We start from the raw sequence: 11919 nt of genomic DNA on the forward strand, positions 1-11919 counted from the left end.
TTGGAGACAGAATGCTTATAATAGTAATGTTGCTGGGTGCCGGTGCTGTATATATGGTACTCAGAAAAATATATGCTGCATTATGGTATAAAAATCTTACAGTCAGAATTGATTTTTCAAAGAAAAATGCAGTCTGTGGCGAAACCATAGAACTTGTAGAGACAGTTACAAATAAAAAGAGACTTCCGCTTCCGTATATTAATCTTAAATTTCAGGTAAATCGTGCGTTCAGATTTGAAGATGGCGAAGAAAATTCTGTGGTTTCTGATAATACTTACAGAAATGATATTTTTTCACTGATGATGTATCAGAAAGTGACAAGAAAGATACCGATTAAGTGTACTAAAAGAGGTATTTATTCAATTAGGCGTGCAGATATGGTTTCATCGGGGCTGTTTATGAACGATATCAATCTTGTTGGAACAAACCAGAATGCTAATATTGTAGTTTTTCCAAAACAGATTAATCCTGAACTGACTGATATAACATTTTCTAAAATAATGGGTGCGGTTGAAAAGAATACTTATCTAAATCCTGATATTTTTGAGTTTCGTGGAATTAGGGAATATGATACACATGATACTATGAATATGATTAACTGGAAAGCATCTGCGAGAACAGGACAGCTTATGGTCAACCAGTATAAGGAGACAATGTGCCAGTCAGTATGTATTCTTGCCAATGTTGAACCGGAAGGAATGTTAAAACAGGAACTTTTGTCAGAGACAACAATCTCGATGGCTTCAGGACTTGCACAGTATCTTATATCACAAAAAATCAATGTTTCACTTATTTCAAATGGTGTAGAAACTGATGGTGAAAAAACAGATTTTCTTGAAGTTGAAGAGGGGGGGGGATTATCACACCTCAATGAGATTAATACAGTTCTTGCAGGGATTGATCTGTCAAAAAATGCAAACAGATTTACAGATATTCTTGAAGAACTGACAGACAGAACTCACAATAAACATGAATATGGAATGTCAGAAATGGCTGATACTCTTTATATTATGATATCACAGAATAGAAGAAAAGATTTGCAGAAATCATTTGACATGCTTACTGGAAATAACAGGCAGTGTGTCTGGATTGCACCATATTACGATGAGCCGGGTGAAAGACTTGAAGATACTTGTGCATCTGTGATTGACTGGGAGGTGCATTACAGTGACGATTAAATCTGATAGTTTTAATAAAAATAAAACAACAATCAAAAAAAGTGATTCAGTTCTTTCAATTATGGAACTGATATTGCAATGTGTATTATTTGAATCATTTATTCTTATGGAATATATGGGGGTATTTCTGATAAATGACGGCAGGGTATATATGTGCCTCTGGGTTATTCCGGCTGTAATATTTGCATATTATACAAGAAGAAAGATAAAAAAATTCAATCTGTTTATGTTGTGCAATATTGCAATATTTGCGGTATCGGTTGTGATGTCCGGAAACGACAGTGAATTGTTTGCAAACATGTTGTGTGCGATTCTTATATGTGCATACTCAATATGGCAGAAAAATAATACAGTTCAGAGATATTCAACAGAAAATCTTATTGTTCAGGATGGAAAGACAATTGATGATGCGAAAAAAGCACTTGCAAAGATGTATGCCGGTGAAGATATTCATGTAGTTTTTATAGCAGCACCTGCATTCGGATACCTTGTGGGATATTGGAGAAATGTACTGCCGCTTATGTATATTGAACTTACATTGTGCATATTGTTTGTGGTGTTAAAAATTATTTATAACAATATGAGCCACCTTAATAATGTTCTCAGCCTTAACAGCAAAAAGAATGATTTTCCGGCAAAGCAGATGAAACAGGTAAATACGTTTATTACGGCTGCTTCTGCAATTCTTATTTTGTTTGGAATGCTTATATTTTATAATGGAAGATATGGTGGGCTTTTTGGTGTTATAGGAAGTTCAGTGACAGGAGTGGTGAGAATCCTTGTAAAAGGATTTTTATGGCTTCTTGGTAAATCAGGACCGGAGAGCAGCAATACACCTCAGATGGATGATGAAACACAGGAAGATATTGAAGATGCCATGCAAAGAGAACTTGAATATCCTGACTCACCGATTATGCAGGCATTGTTTGAGGGGATGGTCTTTGCAATAATAATTGCCATGATAATTGCAATTATTTATATGATAAGAACATATGTAAAGACATTTAACAAGACGAAAAAACTCGGCAGTGACTATATTGAGTATATTTCACCTGATGATGAAAATGTAAGGGCTGATAAAGATGTATCAAAGGTAAAAACAAAAGAACCACGTGAGGTACGTTCAGTAAGGAAGCTTTATAAAAAGCATATACTGAAAGGAACGGGTGGAAAAGCACCTGATGAGACAGTTCTGCCAAGTGTTCTTACAACTGAAAATATTACGGCTGACAGTGAACTTTCAGAAAAAATAACAGCGGTATATGAAAAGGCAAGATATTCCAGAGAGCAGATTACAAAAGAAGAAAAAGATATTTTTAACAATCTTTGATAATATATAATAAAATACTATTGACATGGTTAAAAATATAATGTAATATTTAGATAATAATTAGCAAAAGCAATGAAGAGGAATAATAGGTATTAACCGGAGTCAGAGAGTTGCCGTGTGGTGCGAGGCAATGGAAGGAAGATATTGAACTCACCTCGGAGCTGCTATCTGAAAGTATTATTATATATGAGTAGGCGTAGCCGGAAGCCAACCGTTATATTGGACAGAATATAAGGCAGAGATGTCCGTATTCAGTGAGTGCACGATTGATTCGTGAATAAGAGTGGTAACGCGTGAGACTATAGTCTTTCGTCTCTTGACAGATGTTTTGTCATGGACGGAAGACTTTTTTATATGACAGGATATTTTGAGCAGACATACTAAAAATATCTTGTTATAAAAATACATGCGTTCAAAAAACGAGAAAATTGCAAATGCTTTTTATTGAATTTAAGAATATTATTAATTTTTTTGGAGGTATTAAGATGTTTGATTACAGACAGTACAAGAGAGGTTATTTCATGCCACCTGTAGAGTGCAACGACTGGGTGAAGAAAGAGTATATTGATAAGGCACCAATCTGGTGTTCAGTTGATTTAAGAGATGGAAATCAGGCACTTGTTGAGCCGATGAGCCTTGAACAGAAACTTGAATTTTTCAAGCTCCTTGTAAAAGTTGGATTTAAGGAAATCGAAGTTGGTTTCCCGGCTGCATCAGAGACAGAATATGTATTTTTAAGAACACTTATTGAAAAGAACATGATTCCTGATGATGTTACAATTCAGGTCCTTACTCAGGCAAGAGAGCATATCATCAAGAAAACATTTGAGGCTGTAAAGGGTGCACCGAGAGCTATTGTTCATGTATATAATTCAACATCTTTAGCACAGCGTGAACAGGTATTCAGAAAGTCAAAAGAAGATATCAAAAAGATTGCTGTTGAAGGTGCAAAGCTTCTTAAAGAACTTGCTGCAAAAGAAGAAGGAAACTTTGCATTTGAATATAGTCCTGAAAGCTTTACAGGAACAGAACCTGAATATGCACTTGAAGTATGTAATGCAGTAATTGATATCTGGGAACCTACAGCTGATAATAAATGCATAATCAACCTTCCTGCTACAGTGGAGATGTCACTTCCTCATGTATTTGCAAGCCAGGTGGAATACATGGATAAGAATCTTCATAACAGGGAAAATGTTATTATTTCACTTCATCCTCATAATGACCGAGGAACAGGCGTTGCGGATGCAGAACTTGGTCTTCTTGCAGGTGCGGATAGAATTGAGGGAACATTATTCGGTAATGGTGAAAGAACAGGTAATGTCGATGTAATTACACTTGCAATGAATATGTATGCACAGGGTGTTAATCCGGAACTTGATTTATCTAATATGCCTGAACTTTCAGAGACATTTGAAAGACTTACACAGATGAAGATAGATGACAGACATCCGTATTGTGGTAAACTTGTATTTGCAGCTTTCTCAGGTTCACATCAGGATGCTATTTCAAAAGGGATGCATTACCGTATTGAAAATGATACAGAGCATTGGACAGTTCCATATCTTCCAATTAATCCTGAAGATGTAGGTCGTACATATGATTCAGATGTTATCAGAATTAACAGCCAGTCAGGAAAGGGTGGCGTTGCATATGTCCTTGAACATAATTATGGAATGATAATACCTAAGAAGATGAGAGAAGATCTGGGCTATGCTGTTAAGGATGTATCAGATGTTAATCATAAAGAGCTTACACCTGGAGAAGTTCTCGAAATATTTGAAAAAAGATATAAGAAATATACACCTGTATTTAAGATTACAGAAGTTCATTTCAGACAGATTGATGGAATCCAGACAACAGTTACTATAGAAAAAGATGGCGAAAAGATTAATATTGAATCAAAGGGTAACGGACGTCTTGATGCTGTAAGCAATGCACTTTCAGAATATTTCAATCATAACTGCGATATCTGCTGCTATGAAGAGCATACTCTTAATAATAAGGGTTCAGAATCAAGTGCTATTGCATATGTAGGTATTGTAAGTGATGAAGGAAAGGAATATTATGGTGCAGGTGTTGACCATGATATTATCCGTGCATCTATAGATGCTCTTGAGTCAGCTATGAACAGAAGTTTGGAAAAGGCTGAATAAAAATGAAAAAAGAGATTATACTTGCTTCGGGGTCGCCGAGAAGAAGAGAACTTCTTAATCAGATTGGAATTGATTTTACTGTGATTACAAGTGATGCCGATGAGATAACAACAGAAAAATCTCCCGAAAAAATAGTTATGCAGTTATCAAGCCTTAAAGCAGAAGCGGTTGCAAAACTTCCTGTTAAAAAAAATACAGCTGCGGTACAAAAAAGTGCCGCAGCCTCTTTCGGTGATAGCGATAATTATGTTATAATAGGAGCCGATACGATTGTCTATGCGAATGGTCAGGTTCTTGGCAAGCCAAGAGATGAGAGACATGCACATGATATGATAAAAAGTCTTTCGGGCGGCAGCCACAGTGTATATACGGGAGTTACATTTATTTGTGGAAAAGAAAAAACGTCATTTTATGAACAGACAGAAGTTTATGTATATGATATGACAGATGGAGAAATTCTTGATTATATAAAGACAAAAGAGCCGATGGACAAGGCGGGGGCTTATGGCATACAGGGCAGATTCGCGGCTTTTGTATCAAAAATTGAGGGCGATTATAACTCAGTAGTCGGACTGCCTGTTGGCAGAGTATATCAGGAATTAAGAAAGGCCGGGTATATCGGATGATAAAACTTGTTGCAAGTGATTTGGATGGAACGATTCTTCTGAATGGAGCACAGCATGTTGACGATTCAATGTGTGAAACTATAGACATGCTTGGCAGAAAAGGAATAATATTTGCACCCGCAAGCGGCAGACAGTGTGAAAGTCTTGTAAGACTTTTTTCAAAGGTAAAAAGCCCATTAATGTATATTTCCGATAATGGTGCATTAGTAAGATATAAAGGTGAGACAATTGTAAAGACACCAATGGATTATAATCTTGCAATAGAGATTGCGAAGGATATAATTTCAGTTCCGAATTGCGAGGTACTGTTATCAGGAGAAAAGACAGCATATATAATGCCAAAGACAGAAGAATATCTTATCAGGATGACAAAGGTTGTGCAATATAAGACGACAATAATTAAAAGTCTTGATGAGATTCAGGAAGATATTTTAAAAGTGTCTGTCTGTGATTTGTCAGGAATTGCCAATTCTGAAAAGTATTTTGCGGATAAGTGGTCTGATAAAGCAGCAGCAGCAGTTTCCGGTGACCAATATATGGATTTTATGGATTTGTGTGTCAGCAAGGGAGACGCTTTAAAGAAAGTTCAGAAAATTTATGGCATAGACAGAAGTGAATGTATGGCTTTCGGAGATAATTATAATGACTGTGAAATGTTAAAGCAGGCAGAGTTTTCTTATGCAATGGCATCGGCTGCTGATGATATAAAGAAAAATGCATTATATGTAACTGATTCAGTAGAAAAAATATTAAGAGGAGAGCTGTTATAAATGAAAGATGATTTAACATTATGTGCTGAAGTTTTTTTAAAGGAACAGACAAAGCTGTATGATGAACCGGTTGCTCAGGATATAGAAGAAGCAAAGGAATTTCTTGAAGATTGTTTCGCACAGGTATTTGACAATATTAAAGAAGTAAGGGAATATCTGAGTGAAGAGGGAATGGACGTTGATGAGATTACGGATGAAGAACTTGCAGAAGAACTTGAAGTGTTCGCTCTTCCGGATGGTAGATTTTTTGTGGTGGAAGGCTGATGCGTATAAGTATTGTATGTGTAGGTAAAATAAAAGAAAAGTTTTACGTACAGGCAGTTGATGAGTATGTGAAACGACTATCAAGATACTGCAGGCTCGACATAATAGAACTTCCTGATGAAAAAACACCTGAAAATGCAGGCGAACAGCTTAATTTGGCAATTAAAGCAAAAGAAGGCGACAGGATTCTTTCATCATTAAAAGATGATGCATATGTCATTGCACTTGCAATAGAAGGCAAGATGCTTGATTCAGTTGAATTTTCACAAAAGATAGAAAAACTTGGAATTGATTCAGTAAGTCATATAATGTTTGTTATAGGAGGTTCATTAGGGCTTGATGAGCGTGTACTTAAAAGGGCAGATTATAAACTTAGTTTTTCACATATGACATTTCCACACCAGCTTATGAGAGTTGTGTTGCTGGAACAGATTTATCGTGGGTATAGGATTATGAAAGGTGAACCATACCATAAATAATAAAAATATAAAACAGGAGCGGTTTATTTTATGGAAAATAAAAAAAGAGGCAGTTTTTCCGGAGGCATAGGATTTGTACTTGCAGCAGCCGGAAGTGCGGTAGGTTTGGGAAATTTATGGAGATTCCCATATTTGGCAGCCCAATATGGTGGCGGGATATTTATTCTTGTATATATTATTCTGGCACTTACATTTGGTTTTACACTTATGACAACAGAGATTGCAATCGGAAGGAAGACAAAGCTTAGTCCGACAAGAGCATATGGAAATATTGATAAAAGATTTGCTTTTATAGGACCGATAGCATTTATAATTCCGGTAATTATTCTTCCGTATTATTGTGTAATCGGCGGCTGGGTTATAAAGTATATTACCGTATTTGCAGCAGGTCAGGACATGGCGGCAGCAGACAGTTTATTTTTTGCAAACTTTATCGGACAGCAATATGCACCACTTGTATTTTTCTTTATCTTTTTAGGACTCACAGCACTTATAGTAGTTTTGGGTGTTGAAAAAGGTATTGAAAAAGTAAGTAAGTTTCTTATGCCTGTGCTTATTCTGCTCGCTATAGTTATATGCATATATATTATGTTTATTCCGGGAGCCGGAGCCGGTGTCAAGTATTATCTCCTTCCTGATTTTTCAAAGTTTTCATTTAAGACAGTATGTGCGGCAATGGGACAGATGTTTTACTCAATGAGCCTGGCGATGGGAATTATGATAACATATGGCTCATATACAAGAGATGACGTAAGCATTGTGAAATCAGTAAATGATATTGAGATTTTTGATACGGGAATTGCACTGCTGGCAGGTATGATGGTTGTTCCGGCTGTATATATTTTCAGTGGTGAAGCAGGAACTTCACAAAGTGGTGCCGGACTTATGTTTATGACACTTCCTAAAGTATTTTCACAGATGCCGGGCGGACGATTTATCGGACTTATGTTTTTTGCACTTGTATTTCTTGCGGCACTGACAAGCTCTGTATCAATCATGGAAGCAATTACATCAATGCTTATAGACAGATTTCATATAAGCCGTGTATTAAGCTGTGCAATTATAATTGTAGTTGCGGTTGTACTCGGAATACCTTGTTCGCTTGGAAATGGAATATGGTCACATATTACAATAATGGGAATGGATTTCCTTACATTTTTTGATTTTATAAGTAACAGCCTTCTTTTACCGGTTGTGGCTTTCTTTACATGTATTATGATTGGCTGGTTTGTAGGTGCTGATTATATTATTGATGAGGCAGCAAAGAATGGTGAGAAGTTTGGAAGAGAGAAGATTTATCGTGTTATGGTTAAATATATAGCACCTGTACTTCTTCTTATAATTCTTGTGTTCTATACACTCGCACAGTTTGGAATTATAAAATATTAAAAATTTTTTTTGGATAAAAAATCAAGTGCATATTTTTCACATTTGTTTTATAATAAAGCAAATGTGAATGAAGGAGCTGCTTTTATATGAACAGAAAAGGCTTTATGGTAATGCTTGGCGTTATTTTGATAAATACAATTCTTGCGATTCTTGTTGTTGTGCTTGGAATTGTAATAAAAAGCAGAATGTAATAATTAAAATTTTTATACAAAGGAAAGGGACTTCATATGAGAAAATTTCTGAATGAGTTTAAAACATTTATAAGCAGAGGCAATGTCATGGATATGGCAGTTGGTATTATCATCGGTGGTGCATTTACAAGCATAGTTACATCACTGGTCAATGATATTATCAATCCGGTTCTTGGATTGTTTGGCGGAATGAATTTTGACAAGTTGAGTGTTAATCTTCTTGGAGAAGTAACTTTATATTACGGAAAGTTTATTACAGCAGTTATTAATTTCCTTATTATGGCCTTGATAATCTTTATTATGATTAAGGCAATTAATTCTGCTTCAGAGAAGTTTTCACGTAAAGAAAAAGAGAAGCCTACAACAAAGACATGCCCATATTGCAAAACTAAGATTGCAATAGATGCAGTAAGATGTCCTAATTGTACTTCACATCTTGAAGACGGCGTCAGCAAAAGCTGACGCTATACTTTTGTAAATCAGGACAGAACATAATCATTTATTTGTAATAAAGAATTTATATATGGAGGCAGATTGTGAAAAAACAGAGAAAAAAGAAACTTATTGCGGTTGTAATTGTTGCACTTGTATCATTGCTGATATTTGGATATATCAAATTTTTTAATGGAACATTTATTTATATTTCGACAGGATTTGGAAAAGACGGACTTTTAAAGACTGGAAATAAAAAGGCATCAGTTATGGAAGCAGATATTCTTCTTGCTGATGCAAAAAGTGAATATGAAGATTTATTTGGAACAGATATCTGGAATCAGAGTGTCGGTGATGTAAAATTTGATGAGTATGTAAAAGAACAGGTAAAAGCCAAGCTTGAACGTGTTTACTGCATGAATGTTTTAGCTGATAAAAAAGGTGTTGTACTCTCAAGAAACCAGAAGACAGCTGTATCTGATGCGGCAGAGGAATATTATAATTCATTAAGTGATGAAAAAAGGAATGAATTTAATATTACAAAAGAAAAACTTGTTAATATGTTTACCAGCTTTGCAATAGCAGATACACTATATAATGATTTGACAGATAATCTTGATATAGAAGTAAGCTATGATGAAGCGAGAGTTATAACAGTACAGTATATCTGTGCAGATACGCTTGAAGATATAAAAAAAGCACAGGAAAGACTTGATAATAAAGAAATTTTCTATGTTGTTGCAAAAGATTATAATGGTGAAGAATATGAGAGAGAATGCCGCAGAGGAGAACTTGACGAGAATTTTGAAAATGCGGCTTATAATCTGAAAAGCGGCGAAGTAAGTGATATTGTTGAATCGGATGGCAGATATTATATTATAAAATGTAACAGCGATAATGATAAATCAAAAACAGAGGCTAACAAAACAGCAATTCTTGAAAAGAGAAAACTTGAAGCATTTAACAGCGAATTTGAGTCATTTGAGGCAAAGCAGTATGTTGAATTTAATAATAAAGCATGGAATGAAATAAAGCTTACATCAATTGGAAATATTAATGTAAAATTTGAAGAGGTATTTAACAGTCACTTGAAACAGTAGAAGGGAGAAATCTTTACATGGCTAATCAGAAGTACGATGCGTCCAGTATTTCAATTCTTGAAGGACTTGAGGCAGTAAGAAAACGTCCTGGAATGTATATTGGAAGTGTGGGAACAAAAGGTCTTAATCATCTTATATATGAAATTGCGGATAATGCCGTTGATGAGCATCTTGCTGGATATTGCAGTGAGATAAGGGTAACTTTGAATAATGACGGTACAGCAACAATAAAGGATAACGGTCGTGGAATTCCTGTAGGAATTCATCCGAAAGCAGGAATACCGGCAGTTGAAGTTGTATTTACAGTGCTCCACGCAGGAGGAAAGTTTGGAGACGGCGGATATAAGATTTCCGGCGGTCTTCATGGTGTTGGTGCATCTGTTGTCAATGCACTTTCAAAGTGGCTTGAAGTTGAAATAAGAGTTGGTGGAGAAGTTTATTTCCAGAGATATGAACGCGGAAAGGCTGTTGCACCACTTGAAAAAACCGGAACATGCCGTAAAAATGATACAGGAACAACTGTAACATTTCTTCCGGATGATGAAATATTTGAAAAAACGAGATTTAAGTCAGAGGCAATAAAGAGCAGGCTGCATGAGACAGCATATCTTAATCCGGGACTTACAATTTATTTTGAAGATAAAAGACAGGGCAGTGAAGAGACAATTGAGTATAATGAGCCGGACGGAATTAAGGCATATGTAAAAGACTTAAATGAGGGAAAAGAAACAGTAACTGATATTGTTTATTTTAAAAAGAGCCAGGATGGCATAGAAGTTGAAGCTGCATTTCAGTATGTCAATGAATTTGAGGAAAATATACTGGGATTCTGTAATAATATTTATACGCAGGAAGGCGGTACACATATTACGGGATTTAAGACCAAGTTTACTATGGTAATCAACCAATATGCCAGAGAACTTGGAATATTAAAGGATAAGGATGCCAATTTTACAGGTCTTGATGTAAGAAACGGAATGACAGCGATTGTTGCAGTAAAACATCCGGCACCAAGATTTGAAGGACAGACTAAGACAAAGCTTGATAATCCTGATGCAGGAACAGTAGTAAGTGCTGTCACTAATGATGAAGTACAGCTTTATTTTGACAGAAATATAGAGTCCTTAAAGGCTGTTATTGCATGTGCAGAAAAATCGGCAAAAATAAGAAAAGCGGAAGAAAAAGCAAAGACTAATCTTCTCACAAAACCTAAGTTTTCAATAGACAGCAACGGAAAACTTGCAAACTGTGAGAGCAAGGATGCATCAGAATGTGAAGTTTTTATCGTTGAGGGTGATTCTGCCGGAGGCTCTGCAAAAACAGCGAGAAACAGGCGTACACAGGCTATCCTGCCTATACGAGGTAAAATATTAAATGTAGAGAAAGCTTCAATAGACAAGGTTCTGGCTAACGCTGAGATAAAAACAATGATTAATTCATTCGGCTGTGGTTTCCTTGAAGGATATGGAAATGATTTTGATATAAATAAGCTCCGCTATGACAAAATTATCATTATGACGGATGCCGATGTCGATGGTGCACATATTGATACGCTCCTGCTCACATTTTTCTACAGATTTATGCCGGAACTTATTAATCAGGGACATGTATATATTGCAACACCTCCGCTCTACAGGGCTGAGATTAAAAAGGGAACAAAATCAAAGTCCAAGGGAGAATTCCAATATCTTTATGATGATAAGGCACTTGAAAAATACAGAAAAGAGCATGCTGCCGGTTCATTTACGCTTCAAAGATACAAGGGTCTTGGTGAGATGGATCCTGACCAGCTCTGGGAGACAACGCTTAATCCTGAAACGCGGATTTTAAAGCAGGTAGAAATAGAGGATGCAAGACTTGCAGCAGAAGTAACTTCAATGCTTATGGGCAGTGATGTTTCGCCGAGAAGGCAGTTTATTTATACACATGCTGAAGAGGCAGAAATAGATGCCTGATTTTAATATATAATTTTAAGTATAAAAATATTATCTTATAACGGAAAGA

11 protein-coding genes and 1 other annotated feature are annotated in these 11919 nt (G+C 35.9%); all 11 genes read left to right on the forward strand.

Annotated features, from left to right (window positions below; all coding sequences use genetic code 11):
* The first annotated feature begins 11 nt into the window (after nt 1–11).
* Nucleotides 12–1178 carry a DUF58 domain-containing protein gene (locus WMO38_RS09295; protein WP_349162388.1) on the forward strand — a complete coding sequence of 389 codons (1167 nt, stop codon included), beginning with the start codon at nt 12–14 and terminating at the stop codon, nt 1176–1178.
* Nucleotides 1168–2508 (forward strand): hypothetical protein, encoded by a 1341-nt coding sequence (locus tag WMO38_RS09300; RefSeq protein ID WP_349162389.1) that lies wholly within the window; start codon nt 1168–1170, stop codon nt 2506–2508. Before WMO38_RS09295 ends, WMO38_RS09300 begins: the two co-directional genes overlap by 11 nt.
* Nucleotides 2509–2571: 63 nt before the next feature.
* Nucleotides 2572–2828, forward strand: a binding site (T-box leader).
* Between the two features lie 165 nt (nt 2829–2993).
* The gene (locus WMO38_RS09305) at nt 2994–4664 is read left to right on the forward strand and encodes a 2-isopropylmalate synthase (RefSeq protein WP_349162391.1); all 1671 of its coding nucleotides are present in this window, start codon (nt 2994–2996) and stop codon (nt 4662–4664) included.
* Between the two features lie 2 nt (nt 4665–4666).
* Nucleotides 4667–5290: a Maf family protein gene (locus WMO38_RS09310; RefSeq protein ID WP_349162392.1), complete on the forward strand. Its 624-nt coding sequence runs from the start codon at nt 4667–4669 to the stop codon at nt 5288–5290.
* On the forward strand, nt 5287–6060 hold the full coding sequence (locus WMO38_RS09315) for a Cof-type HAD-IIB family hydrolase (protein WP_021866596.1): 774 nt from the start codon (nt 5287–5289) through the stop codon (nt 6058–6060). Before WMO38_RS09310 ends, WMO38_RS09315 begins: the two co-directional genes overlap by 4 nt.
* The gene (locus WMO38_RS09320) at nt 6061–6324 is read left to right on the forward strand and encodes a glyoxalase (protein WP_186837066.1); all 264 of its coding nucleotides are present in this window, start codon (nt 6061–6063) and stop codon (nt 6322–6324) included.
* Nucleotides 6324–6803 carry a 23S rRNA (pseudouridine(1915)-N(3))-methyltransferase RlmH gene (gene rlmH, locus WMO38_RS09325; RefSeq protein WP_349162393.1) on the forward strand — a complete coding sequence of 160 codons (480 nt, stop codon included), beginning with the start codon at nt 6324–6326 and terminating at the stop codon, nt 6801–6803. The genes WMO38_RS09320 and rlmH overlap by 1 nt, the downstream gene beginning before the upstream one ends.
* Before the next feature lie 30 nt (nt 6804–6833).
* Nucleotides 6834–8192 (forward strand): sodium-dependent transporter, encoded by a 1359-nt coding sequence (locus tag WMO38_RS09330; RefSeq protein WP_349162394.1) that lies wholly within the window; start codon nt 6834–6836, stop codon nt 8190–8192.
* 227 nt (nt 8193–8419) lie between these two features.
* Nucleotides 8420–8845 carry a large conductance mechanosensitive channel protein MscL gene (mscL, locus tag WMO38_RS09335; RefSeq protein WP_021866591.1) on the forward strand — a complete coding sequence of 142 codons (426 nt, stop codon included), beginning with the start codon at nt 8420–8422 and terminating at the stop codon, nt 8843–8845.
* 74 nt (nt 8846–8919) lie between these two features.
* Nucleotides 8920–9915: a peptidylprolyl isomerase gene (locus tag WMO38_RS09340; protein ID WP_349162395.1), complete on the forward strand. Its 996-nt coding sequence runs from the start codon at nt 8920–8922 to the stop codon at nt 9913–9915.
* 17 nt (nt 9916–9932) lie between these two features.
* Nucleotides 9933–11870: a DNA gyrase/topoisomerase IV subunit B gene (locus WMO38_RS09345; RefSeq protein WP_021866589.1), complete on the forward strand. Its 1938-nt coding sequence runs from the start codon at nt 9933–9935 to the stop codon at nt 11868–11870.
* The last annotated feature ends 49 nt before the right edge of the window (nt 11871–11919 follow it).

This window comes from Lachnospira hominis (ex Hitch et al. 2025) (assembly GCF_040096395.1).
GTDB classification, from domain to species: Bacteria; Bacillota; Clostridia; order Lachnospirales; family Lachnospiraceae; genus Lachnospira; species Lachnospira hominis.